A 23,825-nucleotide genomic window follows, 5' to 3' on the forward strand; every position below is an offset into this window, starting at 1 on the left:
ACTACTTCTTGTCGGTCTTCTCGGCGATGACGCCGCACGCCACGCGGCCACCCGAGTTGCCCGCGGGATCCGTGGCGAGATCATCCTGTCCCGCGTGGATGACGAGGGCCTTGCCCACCACGTCCTGCGCGGAGCCATCGCCGATCTTCCAGGCCTGCTTGGTGAGCTTCAGCGTGCCCCGGCCATCCTGGCCGATCTCGATGTTGCCCAGGTCGCCCAGGTGGTGACCGGGATCCGCGGAACCATGGCTCACGCCAGCGGGATTCCAGTGGCCCCCGGCGCTCGCGGCGTCGGCCGCGGTGCAGTCCCCGGTCTGGTGGATGTGAGCGCCGTGCAGGCCCGGGGTGGCGCCAGCGACCTCCAGATCCAGCGTCACCTTGTCACCGGACTCGATGAAGGTGGCCTTGCCCGTGGTGAGGCTGTCGCTGCGGCTGTCCAGGGTGGCGATGGCGCTGCGCCCCGTGCCGCACGCGGCGAGCACGAGCACGGCGGACATCAGGGACACACGGAAGAAGGCAACGGAGGGGTTCTTCACGGAGGACTCCTTCCCGCCAGGGAGGCGGGGCGGTGGGTGAAACGGCTGGCCGCCTAGCTACCCGGCCACACGCGCTCCAGCCATCTGAAAACATGAACATCGTCGTGAGCGTTGTGGGCTGTCGGACGCTTGGTGGAACACCCTGGGGAACGCACGAAGGGATTGCGCGAAAAATCCCGGAGGTTTAGTTTGGGCGCGTCGAGCGGTCCGGTGTTCTCCGTCCACGAGGCCTCGTACTCCATTGAAGCTGCACTCCTGAATCGTCAGCGCTGTCCGTCAGCCACTCCCGGGCCCCTCGTGCGTGCCCGGAACGATTCCGGAGTCCCCTCGTGTCATCCGTCCGCGCTCACCGCGTTTCCTTCGCCTTCTCCGACGCCGTCTCCCTGTTCTCCGACGTGGAGTTCCACCTGCCCTCCGGCTGGACGGGCCTCGTTGGCGCCAATGGCGCCGGCAAGTCCACCCTGCTCCGCCTGCTCTCCGGGGAGCTGACGCCCACCGACGGCCATCTCCAGTTCGAGCCCCCCTCGGCGCTCATCCAGCTCTGTCCCCAACAGGTCGAGGCGCTCACTCCCGACATCACCGCGCTCGCGGAGGCCGCGGACTCGCGGGCCCGGCGGCTCATCGGGCAGCTCGCCCTGGATCCCTGGTCGCTCGAGCGGTGGGCCACGCTGTCCCCGGGTGAGCGCAAGCGCTGGCAGATCGGCGCCGCCCTGGCGCGCGAGCCCGACGTGCTGCTGCTCGACGAGCCCACCAACCACCTCGATGCCGAGGCCCGGAAGTGGCTGCTGGCCGCGTTGCGCCGCTTCCGGGGCGTGGGCGTGCTCGTCTCCCATGATCGCGAGGTGCTCGAGGAGCTCACCACCTCCACGTTGCGCGTGCACGCGGGGACGGTGCGGCTGTGGCCGGGCGCCTATCCCGCCGCACGGGAGGCCTGGGAGGCGGAGCTGGAGGCGCGCCGCACCACGCGCCAACACGCCCAGGAGGAGCATCGTCGGCTCCAGCAGCGGCTCGTCCAGACGCGCCGGGAGCAGGAGTCCGCCTCCGCCGCGCGCAACGCGGGCAGCCGCATGCGGAACAAGTACGACAGCGACGCGCGCACCCTGGGGGCCAAGAACCTCGCGAACTGGGCGGATGAGCGGCTCGGCCGGCGAGTGACGACCACCCGCCGCGAGGTCGAGCGCGCCGCCTCCGCCGTCGAGTCGATCGAGGTGGAGAAGACGCTCGGCCGTTCCGTTTTCGTGGACTACGTCCGCCCGCCCCACCCGCTCCTGTTCAGCCTCGACCTGCCCGGCCTGCGCGCGGGAGACGTCGAGCTGTTCGGTCCGCTGCGGCTCGACATCTCCCGCGAGGCGCGCATCCGCATCGAGGGTCCCAACGGCGTGGGCAAGAGCACCCTGCTGAGGGCCCTGCTCGAGCATGCCCGCGTGCCGCGCGAGCGCGTGCTGTACCTGCCCCAGGACGTGAGCGCGGAGGAGGCCCGGGAGGCGCTCGACGCGGTGCGCGAGTTGCCCCCCGACGAGAAGGGCCGCGTGCTGTCACTCATCGCCGCGCTCGGGGTGGATCCCGAGCACCTGCTCGCCTCGGAACAGCCGTCGCCGGGGGAGACGCGCAAGCTGCTCATCGCCCGGGGCCTGGGCCAACATGCCTGGGCGCTCGTGCTCGACGAGCCTTCCAACCACCTGGATCTGCCCTCGCTGGAACGACTGGAGGAAGCCCTCCACGGCTACCCTGGCGCCCTGGTGCTGGTCTCTCATGACGCGCACTTCGCTCGGAGGTGCACCAAGGAATGCTGGCGGGTGGGCGGAGGCGGCGTGGAGGTGAGCTCGGAGTAAGGCGCTCACTTCGCATCGCCACCCACCGGGCAGCCAATCCTCGCCCTCGCACTTTCGCGGTTCCATGCGCAGGGCCGAGGCCCGTTGAGCTGTTTCCAACCTTGACCAGGGTGTGAAGCCATGGGGAGGAAGCAGCTTGGCGACACGGCATCGGCGTGAACTGGTGTGCGCATGGATTTGAGAGCTCGAGCCGAGCGGGCGGGCGCCACGATGGAGGACGTCCTCTCGCTCCTGGAGGCAGCCCAGTTGCTCGCCAGGCTCCGGGAGTTTCGTGAAGTCGCCCAGCGCACATGCTCGGTGGCGAAACGACTCGCGGCGGCCGACGGCGCGACCTTCGTGCTGAGCGAGGGCGAGAACGTCTACTACGCCGAGGAGGAGTCTCCCTCCTGTCTCTGGCGGGGACGCCGCTTTCCGGCCTCGGCGTGCATCTCCGGATGGGCGATCCACCACCATCAGCCCGTGGCGATCCAGGACATCTACGCCGACTCTCGCATTCCCCACGCGGCCTACCGTCCCACCTTCGTCAAAAGCCTCGCCATCCTGCCCCTGGGCCGCGAGTCGCCCGTCGGCTCGCTGGGCGTCTACTGGGCGCACGAGCACGCGGCGACCGAGCGGGAGATGTTCCTGCTGGACGTGCTGGCCGAAGCCGCTTCCGCCGCTCTCTCCCACGCCGAGTGCTGGCAACGAGTGGTGCAACTCCAGTCCCGAGAGGCCCCTCCGTCGGAGACGCCCGGTAGCGGTGAGGACCCCATGCTCACACGGCTCATGCCCATTCTCGCGCATGACCTGAAGAACCCACTGGGGGCCATCTCCCTGGCGGCCCAGTCGCTGCTGCGGCGAGACGGACTCGAGGAGCGGGAACACACCAACGTGCGGCGAATCCTCTCCAGCGTGACACGCGCGCGCTACCTGGTGGACGAGGTGCTCGAGTATACCCGCCTCCGGCAGATGGGAGGACTGCGGCTGGACATTGTCTCCACGCGGATGGATGAACTCGCCCGCACGGTCGTCGATGAAACGAGGAGCGCCTTTCCCCAGCGGCGGATCGAACTCATCTCCGAGCAGACGAGCGGCATGTGGGATCCGCACCGGCTGGCGGAGGCACTGACCAACCTCGTCGGCAACGCGGTCCAGTATGGCCACCCGGAGACGCCCGTCACGCTCCGGGTCGGGGCCCGGCAGAGCGAGTCCTACGTCGAGGTCCACAACGACGGCCCGCCCATTCCCGAGGAACTGCTCCCCTTCATCTTCGAGCCGTTCCGCCGGGGACGTGGCGATGGACGCAACTCGGTGGGGCTGGGGCTCTTCATCGTGGACCAGATCATCCGGGCGCACGGCGGGCGCATCCAGGTCTGCTCCCAGCATGGCCTGGGCACCACCTTCACCCTCTGTCTGCCCATGCAACAGATGCAGCCCATCCCCATGTGCTCCGAACTCGCCTAGGTGTCCTGGAGACGGGCGAGTAGGCCCACAGTTCCTTTGGCGCTCGAACCAACATCACGAACGAATTCCGCCCGCTTTGGGTCTTGCTGGGCGATGCGGTACGCTTTCGAGCATTGGCACACTGGAACCTCGGCCCGTACAAGCAGTGGGAGGTTTCCTCTCCCACTGCCCGGGATACTCCAGCAAACGCGTGGCCGTCATCGCCGAGAGCGCTGTGGCCAGTGTCCAGCAGATGCAACACAATCCTGAATGCCAAGTTCTCCTGCGAAGGAGATACGTCATTCTCGATCTGAAGCAAGCGCACAGTACAGCCCTGCTTCTTCACGACGTCCCGGCTTCGCCAGATGAGCTCGCCGACAACTGGTGGAGGGCGTTCTCCAAGTTTTTGTGCGCCCTTGCCCACTCTTCCGGAAAAGACTCGCGAGTCCACACCTCAAGGGCGGACTGGTAGGAAGCAATGGCCTGCCGCAGGTTGTCCTCCCGGCTGCCGCTCGACCTGGGTGGACTGAATCGAGGAAGCCCCACTCTTGCGAATGATGCTGGCCGCGATCTTGAGGGAACTCTCCAGGTCGGAAGTGATGGCTCCGCCCGCGATCATCTTGAGCTGGGAGATGAGCTGTCCTTCGATTTCCGCTGAGTTTTGACTGCTGGTGGTCTGATCGAGCTTCTCGGATTGCTCGGAACCCTGCCACTTCTGCACATACTCCAGCGCGATCGCCACGGCCCGCAGACTGATCCGTACCTTTTTGCAGAGTTCGGTTTCACGCAGGGGCAACAGTCTATGGAAGATCGAAAGGGAGAGCGCCCGATCCGTGGTCGCCTCCACCTGTTGCCGGATGTCCGCGAGCAAGGGGAGGAGGGGTTCCCTTCGTTGCTCGGACCGTTCATCCTCTTCCGCCACTGCCCTCTGGAGCGCGTCTCCGACCGCATCAACGTTGGAGACGTGCTTGCCCGAAATGGAGGCACCCTAGCGCAGCACCGAGACCGGTCAACGCGGCAGCCCTATCCGCCTCCACCCGGAAGCCCCCCGTGCAGCCGCGCGCGAAGCACCGGCTCCCCCTCCTCGCCGAGGCGCAGGCCTCCGGGCGGGGCCCCTTACCAGCGCCGCTGCCGGAAGGGAGCCTCGAAGGCCGCGAAGACCTCCTCCTACCCGCCCCGGCCCGGAGCGAGCCCCGTGTCGTAGTTGGGCTCCTGGCCTATCTCCGGCACCTGCTCGGCGTGGACGACCTTGCCGCCCTCGTCGATCACCACCACGCGGGAGTACAAGCCCGCCAGCCTGGTCACGCCGCTTCCAGGTAGCTCCCCGTTTCCTCCCGGGTTGATGTCTTTCAAACCCAGTGAACTCCGCCCTTCAGGAAGAGATGGACGTCTGGATTGTCTTGTGCTTCTGGAGGGAGTTGCACATGAGGAGCGTCGAAGGGGTCCAGGACGGATGGGTGGCTCGGGTGCTGGGACTGGCGCACCTGGAGAGCCCCGAAGGCAAACAGGTGCGGCTCGAGCGGCGGGCCGCGGCGATGCTGGCATATCTGGGACTGGAGGGGCCCTCGCCGAAGTTCACCGTCGCGAGCCTGCTGTGGCCCGACTCGCCGCCCACCACCATTCGCGCCAACATGCGCCAGTTGCTGCGCCGCCTGCGCCTGCTGTGCGACGGCGTGGAGCTGGTGGAGGCCACCTCCGAGCGTCTGGCGACCGTCCCGGGTCTCTGGCTGGACGTCGCCCAGCTCAAGGCGGCGGCCGAGGCCCACGCCCACTCCCGGGTGCTCGAGATCGCGCGGTCCACGGGGAGCGGTGCGCTGCTCTCCGGTCTGGAGTTGGAGGACTGCGACGAGCTGTCACGCTGGCTGGACGGCGCGCGCACCGCCGTGGAGGGCTGGGTGCGCGCCGCGCGCCAGCAGGGCGTCACCCAGGCCATGGCCGGGGGGGACTGGAACACCGCGTCCGCGCTGGTGCACGCCTGGCTGCAACACGAGCCCGAGTCCGAGCAGGCCGGCCGCCACCTCATCCAGTTGCACTACCTCCAGGGAGACCGTGACGCCGCCCTGGCCGCCTTCGAGCGGCTGCGCGCGACCCTCTCCCGCGAGCTGGATGTGGACCCCATGCCCGAGACGCTCGCCCTGGTGCGGCAGATCGAGAAGGGCACCGGGGTGAGGCCCCCGCCCCAGGCCGCGCAGGGTGCTCCCCTGCCCCTCTCCGTGCGGCGCCCACCCGTGCTCGCCGGCCGGGAGGTCGCATGGCGCGAGCTCGAGGAGGGCTTCGCCTCCAGCCAGTTGGTGTTCATCAGCGGTGAGCCCGGGGTGGGCAAGTCCCGTCTCGTCGAGGAGTTCGCGGCCAGCAAGGGACGGTGGGTGAAGCTCGAGGGGCGCTTCGGGGATCAGGCCATTCCCTTCGCCTCGCAGGCCCGCGCCTTCCGGGTCCATATGGCCCACCGGCCCGAGGTGATCCTCCCGGGTTGGGTCCGCACGGAGCTGTCCCGCATCCTTCCCGAGCTGGGGGGAGAGCGGCCACCACCACTGGCCTCGGAGGCCGACGAGCTGCGCTTCTACGACGCGAACGTGGAGGCCATGCGGCTGTTGATGGCGGACTACCGCGTCGTCATCACGGATGACGTGCAGTACTGGGACAGTGCCAGCTCCAAGGTGTTCACCTACGCGTTCGAGCGCCTCCTGGATTCGAGCACGGACGCGGCCCACGCGCCCCGCTTCATCGACTGCTACCGCCGCGGCGAACTCCCGCCCTACTCCGAGAACAGCGTGCGGCAGTTGGTGGACACGGGACGCGCGCGCCTCGTCGAGCTCGGTCCGCTCTCCGAGGAACAGGTCCACCAGCTCCTCGCGGGCCTGGAGCTGCCCGGTGCCGAGGCGCACGCCGATGCCCTCGCCCGCTACACCGGAGGCAATCCCCTCTACATCCTCGAGACGCTCAAGCACCTCATCGAGACGGATGGCCTGCGCAAGGACTGGCCGCACCGCCTTCCCCCGCCGGGACGGGTGGGCCCCCTGCTCCAGCGCCGCCTGGAGCGGCTCTCGCCCCGAGCCCTCCAGAGCGCCCAGCTCGCCGCCCTGGCGGGCCCCTTCTTCCGCACCTCCCTCGTGTCCGAGGTGCTCGAGCTGTCCGCCACCGAGCGTCTCGCGGCGCTCGCCGAACTCGAGGCCGCCCAGGTCCTGGTGGGCGAGCGCTTCAGCCATGATCTGGTGGAAGAGGCGATCCGGGCCAGCGTGTCTCCCATCGCCGCCCGGGAGCTGCATGCGCGGCTCGCCGCCGTCCTCGAGCGCTCCCAGGCTCCCGCCCAGATCCTCTCCCATCACTGGAGGGAGGCGGGTGAGCTGGAGCGCGCGCGGAGCATCCAGCCCCGGCCGTTGTGAGGGCGAGGCGGTCCTCGGGTGCCGCCTGGGGCCTACGCGCCGCGGGGCCTGCTCTCCGCCAGACACCGATTCACATGGTTGGCCAGCACCGCGACATTCGGGGACTGGAACAGGCTGCCGTGGTCACCGGGCACGAAGTGCACGTCCAGCGAGCCGGTGATGTGTCGGCGCACCCGCTCCAGGGCGGCCTTGAGCGCGTCGTCGGTGTAGTCCTCGCGGGTGTGGTCCGAGATCAGGATGGTGACCGGATGGGGAGAGACCGGGGGCTCGTAGCTGTCGAGGATCCGGCTCATGATCTCCTCGTTGAGCCGCTTCGCATCGAAGAGCCGCCGCAGATCCTGGGCCTCCGTCGAGGCGGGGACGGCCTCGGCCTCCTTCAGCTTGCGAAGGGCCAGCGCCCAGCGCTCGTCGGCGCCGAGCGGCTCCAGCTCGGCGTAGAGGGCGGTGAGATCCCATCCCGCCTCCCAGCCGATCTCCCGGCCGATGAACCAGACGAGATCCGCGAGCGCGGCATCGTACCGCGAGGGCCCTGGAGGCACGGCATCGCCCCCGATGGGTGGATCCAGGAGCACGATGCGAGCCACCTCCTGCCGCATCTCCGTCAGCCGCCGGGCGATCTCGAAGACGAGCAGGCTGCCGGAGCAGAATCCACCCAGGTAGTACGGCCCCTCGGGCTGGACCTTGCGGAGCGCCTCGACGCAATCGAGCACCACGCGGTCGAAGTGCGCGCGGTCATACCGCCAGTCGTCCAGGGAGAGCGGGTTGCCCCGGGAGACCGCCTCGGCCAGCTCGGGGGCGAGGGCGGGGGCCTGCAGGCCGTAGAAGGGCTGGTCGGGATCCAGCTCGCGCGCCATGTCCAGCAGCCCCACCACCACGTTGGACGAGTAGATGCCACCGAGCTGGGCGGCGAAGAACAACGGGTGGTGCTTGCCCTCCGGCCGCACCTTCACGATCGACGTCTTGCCCTGCCCCGCCGCGGCCTGCCCCTCCGCCACGGAGGGAACCCCCAGGCTCTTCTGGTAGATGACCTGGGTCAGGTGGACGATCGTCGGGTCCTCGATGAAGAGCGCCAGGGGAACCTCCTGGCCGAGGTGCCGGCGGATGCGCGTCATGAGCCGGACGCCGAGCAGCGAGTTGCCCCCGAGGTGGAAGAAGTTGTCCGTCACGCCGACGGGCTTCACGCCCAGCACCTCTTCCCAGATCTGGACCAGCTCCGTCTCCAACGCGTTGCGCGGAGCGACGTAGACCCGCGAGACCGCCCGGCCCACGTCCAGCGCCGCCAGGGCCTTGCGATCCACCTTGCCGTTGGGCGTCAGCGGCAGCTCCGTCCCCGCGGTGATCGAGGCGGGGATCATGTAGGCCGGCAGCTTGTGCTTCAGGAACGCGTGCAGCTCTTCCACGGGGAGGGACTGTCCCTGGCGGAAGACCACGTAGCCGAAGAGGCGCGTGTCGCCGGGTCCAATCTCACGCGCGATGACCGCCACGTCGGCGACAGCCGGGTGCTGGCCGAGCGCGGCCTCGATGGCCCCCAGCTCGACGCGGAACCCACGGATCTTCACCTGGTAGTCCGTGCGGCCCAGGAACTCGATGGTGCCATCGGCGAGGTACCGGGCCAGGTCCCCGGTCTTGTAGAGGCGCGCGCCGGGCTCGTCGCCGAAGGGATCCGGAACGAACTTCTCCGCGGTCAGGGAGGGCTGTGCCAGATAGCCCCGGGCCAGGCCGAGTCCTCCGATGTACAGCTCTCCCGTGACGCCCACGGGGACCTGATGCAGCCGCGGGCCGAGCACCCGGAGCTGGGTGTTGGCAATCGGCCGGCCGATGGGCTCGGAGGCATCCTCGCGGCGCTCACCGCGCACCTTCCCCACGCGGTGGGCGGCGGACCAGATCGTCGTCTCCGTGGGGCCGTAGAGATTCCAGACGCGCCCTCCCCGCTCGAGGAGCTGCTCGGCCAGTTCCTGGCGCAGGGCCTCTCCGCCACAGAGGATGCACAGCCGCGGATCACCCCGCCAGCCCGCCTCGATGAGCATCCGCCACGTCGCGGGCGTGGCCTGCATCAGACTGGGAGTGACGCGCGCCATCTCCTGGGCCAGCTGCTCGCCATCCGCCGCCGTCTCGCTGTCCGTCACCACCAGCCGCGCGCCCACGATCAGCGGCAGGTAGAGCTCGAGCGCCGCGATGTCGAACGAGATCGTCGTCACCGCGAGCAGTACGTCCCGCGCCGTCGGCTCGAGCTGCTCCCGCATCGACTCGAGCAGATTGGTCAGCGCGCCATGGGTGATCTGGATCCCCTTGGGGATTCCCGTCGAGCCCGACGTGTACATCACGTACGCCAGCTCCTCCGTTCCCACCCCGTCCGGGAGATCCCCGGTGGGCTGCCGCGACAGGAGCGCGTGCTCGGCCTCGAAGCGGACCTGCCGCACCCCGCTCTCGGGAAGCCGTCCCGCCACGCGCTCCTGGGTCAGCAGCAGGGACAGCCGCGAGTGGTGGACCATGTGGGCCAGCCGCTCGGCGGGGAAGGACGGATCCAGCGGCACGTAGGCCGCACCGGCCTTGAGGATGCCCAGCAGCCCGACCACCATCTCCACCGAGCGCTCGACGCAGATGCCCACGAGCGACTCGCGACCCACGCCCAGTGACCGCAGATGGTGGGCGAGCTGGTTGGCCCGTGCGTTCAGCTCACCGTAGCTCAGCGTCTCGCCCGCGACGGTCAACGCCGGCGCATCGGGCGTGCGGCGCACCTGGGCCTCGAAGAGCCGAGGCAGGGTCGCGCGGCCGTAGCTGGGGGCGGCGGTACGATTCCATTCCGCGAAGCGCTGGCGCTCCTCGCTCGCGAGCATCGGCAGATCGCACAGCCGCTGCTCGGGATGGGCGGTGAGGCCCTCCACCAGGGTGCGGAAGTGGCCCATCGTCCTGTGGATCGTCTCCGCGTCGAACAGGTCCGTGTTGTAGTCCCACTCGAGGCTCAGCTCGCCGCGCAGCTCCTTGATGCTCAGCCCGAGCTCGGGCACACCGAAGCTGATGGGCCGGGGGAACCAGTCGACCTCCAGCTCGAACATCCTCGGGGGAGGCACCGGACGGTCCAGGTTGAAGGCCACCGTGACGATGGGCGAGACGCTCGGATCCCTCGGCACCCGCAGCTTCTCTAGCAGCGTCGCGAAGCGGTACGCCTGGTGCTCGTAGTCGTCCAGGAGCGCGCTCTTGATGGCCAGCAGGTGCTCGGAGAAGCGAAGCCCACCGTGGACGTTCGTGCGCACGGGCAGCAGGTTCGCGCAGTGGCCCACCATCCCCTCGCTGCCCTCGACGGTCCGGCCGGAGGCGGGTACCCCGACGATGATGTCGCCCTGTCCCGACATCCGGTGCAGCAGACAGGTGTACGCGGCGAAGAGCATCATGAACGGCGTGGCGCCGTAGCGCTGGCCCACCTTCCTCACGGCCTGGCACAGCTCGCCGCCGATCGTGTCCGTCAGCCGCGCCGCCGCGAACGTCTTGATGGGCGGGCGCGGACGATCGAACGGCAGTTGCAGCACGGGCAGCGACCCGGAGAACTTCTGGAGCCAGTACGCCTCGTGCTCGGCCAGGGTCTTGGCCTGTTGCTGCTGTTGCAGCTCGATGAAGCGCCGGAACTGCATGGGCTCGGGCAGCTCGCGGCGGACGCCCTCGCACGCCGCCGAGTAGAGCTCGGCGAGCTCCGCGATGATGACGGCCACGGACTGACCGTCACAAAAGATGTGGTGCGTCACCAGACTGAGGATGTGCAGCCGCTCCCCCAGCTCGAGCACCTGCGCGTGGAAGAGCGGCCCGTGGACCAGGTCGAAGCCGGTCTCGCTCTCCTCATCGAGCCACCTGAGCGCCTCCCGCTCGCGCGCATCCTCCGGCACGTGTGAGAAGTCGACGAACGCGAGCTCCACCTTCACCGAGGGGTGGACGATCTGCCGGTCTCCCTCGGCGCTGATGGTGGTCCGCAGCGCCTCGTGCCGGTCGATGACGGACTGGACGGCGGTGCGCAGGGCCTGGGGATTCAGCGGCCCCGTGAGCTTCAAGGCGAGCGCCTGGTGCCCGCTCATGGAGTCCTCATCCGCCGTCATCTGGGCGACGACCAGGAACTCCTGCTGCGACTCGGTCAGCTCCAGGGTGGTGACCGCGGACTCCACCGACTTCGCCGGGAGCTGGGTGGTGCTCGGCCCGCGGGCCGGGCCGGACGGGCCTGGAGCCCCCCCTCCATCCCCGCGAAACCGCTCCTTCAGCGCCACGAGCGTGGGCATGCTCGCCATCACGGCCTTGGGCTCCATCCCGAAGTCCATGAAGCACGCCACCTCGTCGACGCCGAGCGAGCGGATGTGGTCGAGGATCTCCTGGCAGGACTCGGGCGTGCCGATCAAGGCGCTCGTGCGCGCATATCGGTCGTAGGCCATGGACAACATGTACTGCTTGTCGTCCGCCGTGAGCTGGTCCAGGTTGACGGGCAGGTTCTGACTCTTCGCCAGGTTCTGGAAGAGCGCGAAGTGCGTGGCGAGGTAATCACAGAAGGGGCCGCGCGCGGCGTCACGGACCGTCTGGAGATCCTCCCCGACGAAGGTGTGCATCAGCACCGTCACCTTGCCGGCGTCCGGATCATGTCCGTGGTCATGCAGGGCCTGCCGGTAGAGGGCGATGTTGCGCTCCAGGTCCTCGAGCGTCTGGCCCATCAGGTTCGTCAGGACGTTGGCACCCAGCTGTCCCGCCCGGACGTAGGTGTCCGGATTGTTCACGACGGTGATCCAGAAGGGCAGCTCGCGCTGCATCGGCGCCGGGAAGCAGCGCACGTCGAGTTCGTTCTTGCCTCCGCCGCGCGCGCGCATGGACTCGCCACGCCACAGCTTGCGGATGGTCTCGACGCCCTCGAACATCATCTCGCGATGCTTGCCGAAGGCCTCGGGCGCGTACACGAAGTCATCCGGATGCCAGCCCGAGGCGAACGAGAGCCCCACCCGTCCCTTGGACAGGTTGTCCACCACGGACCACTCCTCCACGACGCGCAGCGGGTGGTGCAGGGGCACGACGACGCTGCCAGCCCTCAGCGACAGGTGCTTCGTCTCCCGGGCCAGGGCGGAGCAGACCACCGCCGGATTCGGGGAGAGACCACCGAAGGCGTGGAAGTGGCGCTCGGGAAGCCAGACCGCGGAGAAGCCATGCGCGTCGGCGTAGCGTGCGCTGTCGAAGAGGAGATCGTACTTGTCGTCCCGGAACGGAGCGTCGTACTTGCCGAAGAAGTAGAGGCTGAACTCCAGATCACGCTCCGCCCGCCGGGCCTTGCTCTCCGAGTCGTTCGCGCCAGCCACCCGGTTGGACGTGCTCCGGGAGCGCCGCCGCTCCCAGAACTCGGTGCGGGGCTCCGGGACCTGCTCCCGTGCCTGCGCGCTCCCCTTCCCGGCGCCAGTGCCTGGGCTCGCGGCGGACGCGGACGACACTTGAGCGGGAGCGCCGGGGCGCGGTGTCTCGACGGCCCGCGGCGGAGGCCGGGTCGCACCGCCACCGCCGCCCGGTCCGGGGGTGCCCGGAGACAGCTCGGGGAGGAAACCACCCTGCCGCAGATCCTCCACGCTGCCGCGGACGGCCTCGAGGATGTGCGCGATGTCCGCCTCGGTATGGGCCGTGGAGAGGAAGCACGTGCGCCCCTCCCACACGTAAACGCCCCGCTCCACGAGGTGGTAGAAGAACAGGTCGAGGTTGCCCTTCAGCACGAAGCGGAACAACGAGCCGAAGTGGACGACCTGCGCGGGGACGCGCTGCTGCTCGAAGAAGGCGTTGAGCTGCGCGGCCAGCTGCGCGGTGCGCTCGTTCAACTGCTCCTGGAGTCGAGGGCCCTGCTCCTTGAGGTGCTCGAGCACCGCGTACGCCGTGGCGAGCGACAGGGGCGGCTTGTTGAAGGTACCGGCGAAGAAGGTCCGGTCGGCCTCGGGGTAGGACGGGTCCCCGTAGTTCCACTGGCCGCCGTCGATGCCGTCCATGAAGCGCCGCTTGCCGGCCACGGCCGCCAGGGGCATGCCACCACCGGGGACCTTCCCGTACGTGGCGAGGTCCGCACGGACGCCGAAGTGCGCCTGGGCGCCTCCCTGGTGGATGCGGAAGCCGGTGATGATCTCATCGAAGATGAGCGCCGTGCCCGACGCCTCGGTGATGGCACGCACCTCGTGGAGGAAGGCACGCGGCTGCAACTCCGGACGGCGGCTCTGCACCGGCTCCACCAGCACGGCGGCCAGCTCATGGGCGTGCTGGCGCAGATAGTCGAGGGCGCTCTGCTCGCCGTAGTCGAGCACCACCACGTCCCGGACCGCGTTCTTCGAGATGCCCAGGGCCACGGGGATGGCGTCTCCGTCACCCCCCTGCGCCTGCGCGAGGACGCCATCGTAATGACCATGGAACGAGCCCTTGAAGAGCACGATCCGGTTGCGCCCGGTGGCCGTGCGGGCCAGCCGCAGCGCGGTCATGACGGACTCGGTGCCGGACTGGCAGAACGTCACGCGCTCGGCGCCGGTCAGCTCGGTGAACAGCTCGGCGAGTTGTCCCGCACGCTCCGGCTGGGGGCCCACGCCATGGCCGAGCTCGAGCTGCTGCATGAGGGCCCGCTTGATGAACGGCGCCCCGTGGCCGAAGAGGTGGACACCGAAGCCCATCGCGATGTCGACGTACTCATTGCCGTCCACATCCCAGATGCGAGAGCCCGCGTAGCGGGAGCCCACGATGGGGTAGCAGATCTCCTTGATGGGCATGCGCAGACCGGCCAGGGCCCGGTTGTCGGCGAGGACCGGACGGTGCTTCTGGGCCCACGCCTTGGAGCCACCCGTGCGCCGCGCGTACCGCTCCATGAACGAGCGCAGGTACTGCTGCTGCCGCTGGTTCATCTCCGCCGAGTCCACCGCGACGGAGGCGGGCGAAGTGGCAGCGGCCTGGGGTGCGCGGGGCGGCTGGACGGCGGGAGCCGGAGCCGGAGCCGGGGCGGCCACGGCCGGAGCAACGCTCACGGGGGGAATGCTCCGGGGCTCCGGCTCCACCGGGGGAGCCACGGGCGCTGGGGCGACCCGCGTTCCGCCCGCGTCCTTGAGCAGATCGAGCTGCTTGGAGACGATCTCGAGTTGCTGCGCGAAGAGCCGCTCGAGCGAGCTTTCGGGGAGCGCCGGGGGAGCGTGCCGGACCGGAGCCACCGGGGCAGGCGGCGGAGGCTGGGCGGCGAGCACGGGTTGCTGGAACACGGGCTGCTGGAACGGAACGCCATTGCCGGTGGGCGGAGCCTTCACGAGGTTGGAGGCCCGCGCCTGGGAGATGGAGCACGCGGTCGGCGCGATCTCGTCCCGCCGTGGCTCCGCCGCCGCCAGCACCGGGACCGGACTCCGCACGGGAGCCGGAGGGGGCGCGGCCTCGGGAGCGGCCACGGGCGCGGACTCCTCCGGCGGGAGGTGGCGCTCGATGTGGGCCGCGAGCGCCTCGATCGAGGTGAGCTCCTCGAAGAGCTGTCGCACGGAGAGCTTGAGCTTGTAGTTGGCGTCGATGAGGCGGATGGCGTCGATGAGCGAAATCGAGTCGGCGCCCATCTCCAGGAACGAAGCCTGGGGGTCGATCTCGGAGGGAGAGGCCTTGAGCAGGTCCGCCACCATCTTGCGCACGGCGACGGTGATGGCCTCCAGACGCTTGGGCTTCGCGGCTTCGGCTGGCTGGGGCCTGGACACTGTGGCTGCGGCGGCTTTCTCACTCACCTCGGTTGCCCCTTCCTTGAACCAGTAGCGCTTTCTCTCGAACGGGTAATGCGGCAGGGACACACGCTTCCTGGGGTAGTCCCTGTCGAACCCCTTCCAATCCAGCTCCACGCCCCCCGCGCGAAGGGCGCAAAGGGCATCGAGCATCACGACCCAGTCGTTCCGATTCTCCGCCAGCGAGGGCAGCCAGCCGGCCTGGACCTCCGGGAGGCAGCGTGCGCCCAGGTGCGTCAGGATGGGCTTCGGACCGATCTCCAGGAACAGCTCACAGCCCTGGGCGTGCAGGGCGCGGATGCCCTCCAGGAACCGCACCGGAGCGCGGGTGTGCCGCCGCCAGTAGGCCCCGTCGAGGAGCTGTCCCGAGGCCAGGGCCTCGCCCGTCACGTTGGAGATGAAGGGCAGCTTGGGCGCCTGGTGACGGATCGTACCCGCCACCCGCTCCAGCCCATCGAGCATCGGCTCCATGAGCGGGGAGTGGAACGCATGGGACACGCGAAGCCGCTGGCAGCGCACGCCCTCGGCCTCGAACGCGGTGATGACGGCGTCGAGCGCCTCCTTCTTGCCGGAGACGACGATGCTCTCGGGCCCGTTGATCGCGGCGATGTCGAGCGCGCCGGCATACCGCTCGATCGCTGCCGCCACGCGGGGCTCGGGCGCGAGGATGGCCGCCATCGCGCCACCGCTGGGGAGCGCCTGCATCAGCTTGCCCCGCTCGGCGATCAGCCGCAGGGCATCCTCCAGGCGGAACACGCCCGCGACGCAGGCCGCGACGAACTCCCCCACGCTGTGCCCCAGCACCGCCGCGGGCTCCACGCCCCACGACATCCACAGCCGCGCGAGCGCGTACTCCAGCGCGAACAGGGCCGGCTGCGTGAAGGCCGTCTCGTCGAGCGGAGAGGCCTTCCCCGGCTCGGGGTAGAGCACCTCCAGCAGGCTCCGGCCGAGGAGCGGGCGCAGGATCTTCGCGCAGCGATCGAGCGCGTCCCGGAAGGTGGGCTGCGTCTCGTAGAGCTCGCGCCCCATGCCGGTGTACTGGGCGCCCTGTCCCGTGAAGAGGAAGGCCACCTTCGGGCGCTTGCGACGGTTGAGCTGCGCGTACGTCACGCCCGCCGTCGCCTGCTCGTGCGCGAAGGATGCCAGGCGCTCGCGCAGCTCCTGGGGAGACGCGGCGACCACGGTGAGCTGGTGCGCGAAGGGCGGGCAGCGCGTGTTGGCGCTGAAGCAGAGGTCGCCCAGCGCCACCTCCGGCTGCTCCTCCACATACGCCTGGTAGCGGCGGGCCAGCTCGCGCAGCGCGCTCGGGCTCTTCGCACCGAGGGCGAGCACGTGCCGGGGCCGCTCACCCCCCTCGTCCTCGGGCGGCGCCACCGGAGGAGCCCCCTCCAGGACGAGGTGGGCATTGGTGCCGCCGAAGCCGAACGAGCTGACACCGGCCAGGGCGGGCTCCGGCCGCTCGGGCCAGGGCTTCAGCTCCTGCTGGACGCGCAGGGGAATCTTGTCGAAGCGGATGTAGGGGTTGGGGACCTTGAAATGGAGGCTCGGAGGGATCTGCCGGTGCTTGAGCGACAGCGCCACCTTGATGAGGCCCGCGATGCCCGCCGCGGCCTCCAGGTGGCCGATGTTGGTCTTCACCGAGCCCAGCGCGCAGACATTGCCCTCGGGGCGATCCGCGCCCACCACGGCGGCGAGCGACTTCACCTCGATGGGATCGCCCAGCTTCGTGCCCGTGCCATGCGCCTCCACGTATTGCACCCGCGAGGGCGGCACCCCGGCATCCGCGTAGGCCGCGCGCAGCACCGCTTCCTGCGCGGCGGGGTTGGGCGCCGTGAGCCCGTTGCTGCGCCCGTCCTGGTTGACGGCGCTGCCGCGGATGAGGGCGTAGATGGAGTCACCGTCCTCCAGCGCCTTGGACAGCGGCTTGAGGACGATGATGCCGGAGCCCTCGCTGCGGACATAGCCATTGGCCGCGGCGTCGAACGCCTTGCAGCGGCCATCCGCGGCCATGAACCCCGACTTCGAGTAGCCCACCGTCACCCAGGGTGACAGGACGAGCTGCACCCCACCCGCGACGGCGAGGGTGGCATCCCCGCTCCACAGACTCTTGCAGGCCAGGTGCACGGCGACGAGCGAGGACGAGCACGCGGTGTCCACGACCAGGCTGGGGCCCTGGAAGTCGAACAGGTAGGAGATGCGGTTGGCCGCGATGCAGTTCGTGTTGCCCGTGCCGATGTGGGCGTCGATGTTGCGCGAGTCCTGGCTCAGCAGCGTGTAGTAGTCGTAGCTGGACATCCCGACGAAGACACCCGTCCTGGAGCCCGCCAGCCGCTCGGGAATCAGACCCGCGTCCTCCAATGCCTCCCACGTCACCTCCAGCAGCAGCCGCTGCTGGGGATCCATGGTGGTGACCTCGCGCGGGGCGATGCCAAAGAATTGCGGATCGAATTGATCCACCTGCTCCACGAACCCACCCCAGCGGGTGCTCATCTTGCCTTCGGCGCTGGGGTCCGGATCGTAGAACGAGTCGATGTCCCAGCGTCCGGGCGGGACGGGGGTAATGGCATCCACGCCATCACGCAGGAGCTTCCAGAATGCCCTTGAATCCCTCGCACCCGGGAAGCGGCAGCCCAGGCCGATGATCGCAATGGGTTCGCGGTTCATCAGATCTCTCGTGGATTGAACTGACAACCCGAGGGGGGAAAACCAACCCTCCCCCCGGGAGAACCCCTCACGGGGTGAAGGTGACGGGCAGCGTCTGCGGACCGCGGAAGATGATTTCCTTCATCCACTCGGTCTCGCCGGGGACGAGCGCCATGTCCGGGAACTCCCGGACGAGCGTGCCGATCGCGATCTGTCCCTCGATGAGCGCCAGGGCCGCACCGAGGCAGTAGTGGATGCCGCCCGAGAAGGCGAGGTGACGGTTCTCGCGGCGGGTGATGTCGAACGTGTCCGGCTGCTCGAACTGGGCGGGGTCCCGGTTGGCCGCACCCAGGGAGAAGTAGACCAGATCCCCCGCCGGGATGGTCTGCCCGTGCAGGACGACGTCCTTCTTGGGCACACGCGTGTTGAGCTGCACCGGGCTGTCGTAGCGGAGGATCTCGTCGATGGCGCCGCGGATGAGCGTGGGATCCTGGCGCAGCCGCTCGAACTCGCTCCGGTGGAGCAGCAGCGCGCGCATGCCGTTGCCGAGCAGGTTCACCGTCGTCTTCTCGCCCGCGATGAACATCAGCATGCAGACCGAGAGCATCTCGTCCTCGGTCAGCCGGTCGCCCTGGTCGGTGACGGCGATGAGGCTGCTGATGAGATCGTTCTTCGGGTTCCTGCGGCGCTCGGCGAAGAGCTCGCGGAAGTAGGCGAGGAACTCCTGCGCCACGTTGTTCATCTCCGCGTACTGCTCGAGCGAGCGCAGCGGATCGAGCACACGGGACAGGCCGTCGGCCCAGCGGGTCACCGAGGAGTGGGCCTCCTCCGGCACGCCGAGCATGCTGGCGATCATCGTCACCGCCAGGGGACAGGCCAGGTCATTGACGATGTCCATCCGGCCGGAGCTCCGGACGCGGGCGATCAGCTGATCCACCGTCTCCTGGATGCGCGGGCGTAGGGACTCGACGGCGGTGGGGGTGAACGAGCGGTTGACCAGGCTGCGCAGCCGGGTGTGATCCGGCGGATCGCACAGCATGAGCCAGCGGCGCATGGCCGAGGCGAGCGTACGCAGCTCGCCAATCTTCTTGCGCTCGAGGAACGGGCTCTTGCGCTCGATGCGGGTCGGGATGTCGAAGACGCCGAAGTTGTTGTCCCGCAGCAGAACCTTCACATCCGCGTAGCGGGTGATGATCCACGCTCCCATGATGGTGCGGTGGACGGGTTCTTCCTCCCGCAGCCGCGCGTAGACCGGATACGGGTCCGCGTGGAAGGCGGGGTCGAACATGTTGAACTTGATGGAAGAGCGTCTGGGTGTACTCAGTTCCTTGACGTCAACGCTGGGACGCGCCACTGACTCCACGAATGCACCTCCTGACTTGTCGGGCCTCGCGGCCGTAGAACCTTCGCTCAGGCCTTCAGTTCATCGGCCAGGTGGCGGGCGAGGACCTCCGCGCTCGGGTGCTCCCAGAAGAGGGTGGGCTCGAACTCCCGGCCCAACCATCCCGCCAGCTCACCCGTCAGACTCACGGCCACGGCGGAATCCAGCCCGTAGCGGGCGAAGGGCGCCTGGACGTCGATCTCCTCGGCGGCGACGCCCAGGTACTGGGCCATGCGGCCGAGCAGCCAGTTCTGGATGGCCTCCTCGGAGTGGCCATTCGCGGGCGCCTCCGCGGAAGGCGCCTGCTTCGCCTCCGTCTGGAGGTTCTCCACCCACTCGCCCACGGCGTTCAGGGTCTTGTGGAGGAAGCCGTTGCGGCAGGCATGGCGTTGGATCTTCCCGCTGGACGTCTTGGGGATGCTGCTCGTCTTGATGAGCACCACGGCGTGGACCTGGAGCTCGTGATGCTCGGAGACGGCCTGGCGGATGCTGCCCACCACCTCGCCCACATCGAGGTCCCGCAGATAGCTGCGCTCGACCTCCTGGACGATGACGAGGCGCTCCTCGTCCTCCACCTCGACGGAGAACGCGGCGCCGCCGTTGGCCTTGAGGGCCGGGTGGCTCTCCTCCACGGTCTGCTCGATGTCCTGGGGGTAGTGATTGCGGCCGCGGATGATGATGACGTCCTTGAGGCGGCCGGTGATGACGAACTCCTCGCCCCGGCGGAACGCCAGATCACCCGTGCGCAGGAAGGGTCCCTCGCCCGTGTCCGCGATGCGGGCCTGGAAGGCCTCCCGCGTCAGCTCCGGCTTGTTCCAGTAGCCCTGGGCGACACTGGCGCTCGACACCCAGACCTCACCCACCCGATCCTCCGGGCACTCCTTGAGCGAGGCCGGATCCACGACGCGGACCTTCTCGAGCAGGCTGCGGCCGGAAGACACGAGCTCCCGTGCCCCAGTCGCGCTGGCCGCCACGGCCCCTTCCACCGGCACCACCCTTCCCTCCTCCAGGGCATCCGCCTGGATGGAAAAGAGGCTGGAGTGCTGCGCGGGCACCTTTCCGGAGACCAGCAGCGTCGTCTCCGCCATGCCATAGCAGGGATGGAGGGAGGTGACGCGCAGACCGTGATCCTTGAAAGCATCCGCGAAGCGCTGGAGCGTGCCAGGGCGTACGGGCTCGGCGCCGTTGAACGCCACCTCCCAGCTGCTCAAGTCGAGTCCCACCCGCTGCTCGGCGGACACCTTGCGGGCGCACAGCTCGTAGGCGAAGTTCGGCCCGCCGCTCGTCGTCGCCCGGTAGCGCGAAATCATGTGCAGCCAGCGCGAGGGCTTCTGGATGAACGCCGCCGGAGGCATCAGCACCGACTGGATGCCCAGGTAGAGCGGCTGCAACACATTGCCGATGAGCCCCATGTCATGGAACAGCGGCAGCCAGCCGGCGAACACGGTCCGCTCGGTGTGACCGAAGGTGAGCTGGATCATCCGCTCGTTGTGCAGCACGTTCCCGTGGGACACCATCACGCCCTTGGGCGCGCCCGTCGAGCCCGAGGTGTACTGGAGGAAGGCGAGCGTATCGGGGCCCACCACCGGCTCCTTCCAGGCGTCCCGCCGCTCCACGGCGATGCCATCCGTCGCGAGCCACCGCAGCGTGCTCAGCTCGGGGACGCGCTCGAACTGGGTGCCCAGGTTGGACGCGAGCGAGGACGTCGTGAGCACCCACTTCGCGCCCGCGTCCTCGATGACGGTCCGCAGCCGCGTGAGGTTTTGATTGTTGCGGGGCGGATACGCCGGGACCGCGGTCACCCGCGCGTAGACACAGCCCAGGAACGCGATGATGAAGTCCAGCCCGGGCGGATAGAGGAGCAGCGCCCGCTGATCCGTCGCTCCCAGCTCCTGGAGCTGCGCGGCCACGGCGCGCACGCGCTGCTCGAGCTGGCCAAACGTCAGGACGCTCGACTCCTTCTCGCCGTCCTCCAGGAAAACGAAACTCGTCTTGTCGGGCCGGCGCTCGCCGTGGTGCCGAATGAGCTCGATGAGACTATGGAACTGCGCTCCATGGACCGGGTCTGCGGCCATCGACACACTTCTCCCGCGATGAAGGTTCGTCAGCGTTCAGTTCGCCAGGCGAAGCCTGGGCGGGCAGGGCTCCCAGCAGGTGAATGGAAAGCCGCCGGGAGGCCTCCCGCTCCACCGATTCTTGCCGCAACCCGACTTGCCCTACAGTGAAGGGTTCTACACTGAACGGAATCCGATGACAACAGTCCATCTGTCAATTTCTCGAAAAACGCGCCCTCACGGGATTGATTTGAGAATCACGGCGGTGGGAGGTGTGCTCACCGGGGACGGTTCATCAGGGTGGCGGAGACGCTCGCGGCGGTGAACCCACCATCGACGGCGAAGTCCTGGCCGGTGATGAAGGAGGACTGGGGGCCGAGGAGGAAGGCGACGAGGCCGGCCACCTCCTCGGGGGTGCCCACGCGGTTCATCGGGTGGAGCGAGGCGGCGAAGGCGCGCCCCATCCGCTCATTGAGGCGCCAGCCGGCGGTGGCCATTTCGGACTCGATGATCCCGGGGCTGACCGCGTTGACACGGACGCCCTTCTGTGCGTGCTCGACCGCGACGCATTGGGTGAGCGCGACCAGGGCCGCCTTGGAGGCGCTGTAGGCGGACAGTCCTGGCATGGAGCGCGAGGCGCTCACGGACGCACAATTGACGATGGAGCCCCCTCCCCCCGCGAGCATGGCGCGCAGCTCGTACTTCATGCACCAGAAGGCCCCACGCAGGTTGGTATTGAGGATGGCTTCGTAGTCCTCGGTGGTGGTGTCGAGGAAGGGTTTGGACAGACCGCCGCCCGCGTTGTTGAAGGCGCCATCCAGCCGGCCGTAGGTGGAGAGCGCCGTCTCGACGAGCGCCTCGATGTCGCGCTCGACGAGGAGATCGGCGCTGACCCAGGTGGCCTCGCCGCCCCGCTCCCGGATGCGCGCGATGAGCTCCTGGCCCTGGGCCTCGCGTCTCGCGCTCGCGATGACCTTGGCCCCTTCGTCCGCGAGCGCCAGGGCCGTGGCCCGGCCGATGCCCGAACTGGCTCCCGTCACGATCACGACCTTGTCCTTCAAACCACCCATGCCGGAACTCCCTGCATCCGAGAGAAATGCACCGGGAGTTCACGCCCGCGTGCGCGGAAGATCAAGTCCTGGCTGACCGCGGAGACGAGTCGGCTGGGACATGGCGTGAGAGGCGGCGGTAGCAAGGGTGAAACCCAGCGTTCGGAACGTTCTCATCGTGTGAGGGAATGAAGATACCTGCCGCCGCAGGCAGTGAGCTGGTTGAATCAGGAACGTTGACGCGAGCGGACCAACTGGGAGCGCGCGTTTCTCAATTCCTGGGGCCCAAGAAGAACTCTGGTCAAGCAACAGTTTTTCTAGTACTCCGGATAATCGGATGTTTCACGGCTTTTTCGGAATCGACACGTCTCTGTCTTGAATCACCCTGCCCCAGGTACGACTATGTCCCCCAAGGTCTTCTCCTCGAAGTTCATGGCAGCCTATTGCCTCGTGGCGCTCTCCGGATGTGGGCTGGACGCCCCCGAGACCGAGCCCACCGCGCGGGCCGAAGCGGTCGCGCAAACCCAGTCCGAGCTCGAGTACGACCCGGGCTCCGGATGGAGCCTCGCGTGGTCGGATGAGTTCGAAGGCACCAGCCTGAACACCGGCAACTGGACCACGCTCAACAGCGATTTCGATCCCGTCACCAACAACTGCAACTTCGGCACGGGGGAGATCGAGTATCCCCGGACGCAGAACGTGTCGGTGAGCGGCGGCAAGCTCATCCTCAAGGCCGAGCGCACGGCGGCGACGACGGTGAGTGACACCCGGTGTGGCGCCCAGCAGCGCACGCTGTTCTCGGGCCGGTTGCACTCCAAGGGCAAGGTGGAGCGGCGCTACGGCAAGCTCGTGGCGAGCATCAAGGTGCCCTCGGGCTACGGCATGTGGCCGGCGTTCTGGACGCTGGGCTCCAACGTGCAGAGCGTGGGCTGGCCCTCCAGCGGGGAGATCGACATCCTCGAGTGGCACTCCAACGAGCCCACGTGGATGAAGTCCGCCAATCACTGGTACAACGGCGGCCAGGCGGACTGGGGCACGGGCCAGAGCGGCGGCTACAACCTGGCCGACTCCTTCCACACCTACGAGCTGGAGTGGACCGCCAGCACCATGGTGTTCCGGCTGGATGGCAGGTACGCGGGCACGACGTTCTATCACAACGAGACCGAGTTCCAGCAGAACCACTACATCATCCTCAACCTGGCCATGGGCGGTAACTGGTATGGCTATCCGGCGGCCAGCAGCATCGCGCTGACGCAGGGCCAGCCGAAGACCATGGAGGTCGAGTGGGTGCGTTGGTACCAGCAGGGCAGCACCCCGCCCCCCACGAACACCGGGGTCTCCAACGCGAGCTTCGAGTCCGGCCTGGCCGACTGGACGACCTGGACGCCGAACGGCACCGCCGGCGCGGCCATCAGCGAGACCTACAACGGTGCGCACTCGGGCTCCTACCACCTGACGCACTGGAGCAACTCGCCCTTCGAGACCTGGACGTACCAGGTGAAGACGGGACTGGCCAACGGCAACTACAAGGTGCGCGCCTGGGTGCGCAAGGGTGGCAACTTCGCCATCGCCCGGCTCCAGGGCAAGACGAGCGGCTCGGCCGCGCCGGTCTACACCACGCTCGGCACGTACGGCGGCTGGACGCAGATCGAGACGCCCACCATCAACGTCACCGGCGGCTACCTGGAGTTTGGCTTCCACACCCAGGCCACCACGGCGGACGGCGCCAACTTCATCCACATGGATGACGTGGAGCTCGTGAAGCTCTAATCCCAGAGCTTCACCCGATGCTCGGGAGGTGG

11 protein-coding genes are annotated in these 23,825 nt (G+C 68.6%); 4 read left to right on the top strand and 7 right to left on the bottom strand.

Annotated elements, in window-relative coordinates:
- Position 1: 1 nt before the first annotated feature.
- Positions 2-535, bottom strand: a complete 534-nt coding sequence (locus CYFUS_RS27610) for a superoxide dismutase family protein (protein WP_095987953.1) — start codon at positions 533-535, stop codon at positions 2-4.
- A gap of 329 nt (positions 536-864) precedes the next feature.
- Between CYFUS_RS27610 and CYFUS_RS27615 the strand changes: the two genes are divergently transcribed.
- Positions 865-2,367 (top strand): ATP-binding cassette domain-containing protein, encoded by a 1,503-nt coding sequence (locus CYFUS_RS27615; protein WP_095987954.1) that lies wholly within the window; start codon positions 865-867, stop codon positions 2,365-2,367.
- Between the two features lie 171 nt (positions 2,368-2,538).
- Positions 2,539-3,810: a GAF domain-containing sensor histidine kinase gene (locus tag CYFUS_RS27620; RefSeq protein ID WP_157758685.1), complete on the top strand. Its 1,272-nt coding sequence runs from the start codon at positions 2,539-2,541 to the stop codon at positions 3,808-3,810.
- 433 nt (positions 3,811-4,243) lie between these two features.
- Here the strand turns inward: CYFUS_RS27620 and CYFUS_RS27625 are convergent, their stop codons facing one another.
- Both CYFUS_RS27625 and CYFUS_RS27630 read right to left on the bottom strand, forming a co-directional pair.
- Complete coding sequence (locus CYFUS_RS27625) at positions 4,244-4,660, bottom strand: hypothetical protein (protein ID WP_157758686.1); 417 nt, start codon at positions 4,658-4,660, stop codon at positions 4,244-4,246.
- A gap of 296 nt (positions 4,661-4,956) precedes the next feature.
- Positions 4,957-5,094: a hypothetical protein gene (locus CYFUS_RS27630; RefSeq protein WP_232536836.1), complete on the bottom strand. Its 138-nt coding sequence runs from the start codon at positions 5,092-5,094 to the stop codon at positions 4,957-4,959.
- Between the two features lie 119 nt (positions 5,095-5,213).
- Between CYFUS_RS27630 and CYFUS_RS27635 the strand changes: the two genes are divergently transcribed.
- The gene (locus CYFUS_RS27635; protein ID WP_095992263.1) at positions 5,214-7,172 is read left to right on the top strand and encodes an ATP-binding protein; all 1,959 of its coding nucleotides are present in this window, start codon (positions 5,214-5,216) and stop codon (positions 7,170-7,172) included.
- A 32-nt stretch (positions 7,173-7,204) separates the two neighbouring features.
- Here the strand turns inward: CYFUS_RS27635 and CYFUS_RS27640 are convergent, their stop codons facing one another.
- From CYFUS_RS27640 to CYFUS_RS27655, 4 genes are all read right to left on the bottom strand, one after another.
- Positions 7,205-17,560, bottom strand: a complete 10,356-nt coding sequence (locus tag CYFUS_RS27640; RefSeq protein ID WP_095987957.1) for a hybrid non-ribosomal peptide synthetase/type I polyketide synthase — start codon at positions 17,558-17,560, stop codon at positions 7,205-7,207.
- Between the two features lie 67 nt (positions 17,561-17,627).
- Positions 17,628-18,827 (bottom strand): cytochrome P450, encoded by a 1,200-nt coding sequence (locus CYFUS_RS27645; protein WP_232536837.1) that lies wholly within the window; start codon positions 18,825-18,827, stop codon positions 17,628-17,630.
- Positions 18,828-18,949: 122 nt separating this feature from the next.
- Positions 18,950-20,995 (bottom strand): AMP-binding protein, encoded by a 2,046-nt coding sequence (locus CYFUS_RS27650; RefSeq protein WP_095987959.1) that lies wholly within the window; start codon positions 20,993-20,995, stop codon positions 18,950-18,952.
- 257 nt (positions 20,996-21,252) lie between these two features.
- On the bottom strand, positions 21,253-22,044 hold the full coding sequence (locus tag CYFUS_RS27655; RefSeq protein WP_095987960.1) for an SDR family NAD(P)-dependent oxidoreductase: 792 nt from the start codon (positions 22,042-22,044) through the stop codon (positions 21,253-21,255).
- A gap of 381 nt (positions 22,045-22,425) precedes the next feature.
- Between CYFUS_RS27655 and CYFUS_RS27660 the strand changes: the two genes are divergently transcribed.
- Positions 22,426-23,793 (top strand): glycoside hydrolase family 16 protein, encoded by a 1,368-nt coding sequence (locus CYFUS_RS27660; RefSeq protein ID WP_095987961.1) that lies wholly within the window; start codon positions 22,426-22,428, stop codon positions 23,791-23,793.
- Positions 23,794-23,825 lie beyond the last annotated feature (32 nt).

The organism is Cystobacter fuscus, from assembly GCF_002305875.1.
GTDB classification, from domain to species: domain Bacteria; phylum Myxococcota; class Myxococcia; order Myxococcales; family Myxococcaceae; genus Cystobacter; species Cystobacter fuscus_A.

Bases quoted from the DNA above. Each gene is read 5' to 3' on its own strand.
- CYFUS_RS27620 (WP_157758685.1), top strand. From the start codon at position 2,539: ATGGATTTGAGAGCTCGAGCCGAGCGGGCGGGCGCCACGATGGAGGAC.
- CYFUS_RS27635 (WP_095992263.1), top strand. From the start codon at position 5,214: ATGAGGAGCGTCGAAGGGGTCCAGGACGGATGGGTGGCTCGGGTGCTG.
- CYFUS_RS27640 (WP_095987957.1), bottom strand. From the start codon at position 17,560: ATGAACCGCGAACCCATTGCGATCATCGGCCTGGGCTGCCGCTTCCCG.
- CYFUS_RS27645 (WP_232536837.1), bottom strand. From the start codon at position 18,827: ATGTTCGACCCCGCCTTCCACGCGGACCCGTATCCGGTCTACGCGCGG.
- CYFUS_RS27650 (WP_095987959.1), bottom strand. From the start codon at position 20,995: ATGGCCGCAGACCCGGTCCATGGAGCGCAGTTCCATAGTCTCATCGAG.
- CYFUS_RS27655 (WP_095987960.1), bottom strand. From the start codon at position 22,044: ATGGGTGGTTTGAAGGACAAGGTCGTGATCGTGACGGGAGCCAGTTCG.
- CYFUS_RS27660 (WP_095987961.1), top strand. From the start codon at position 22,426: ATGTCCCCCAAGGTCTTCTCCTCGAAGTTCATGGCAGCCTATTGCCTC.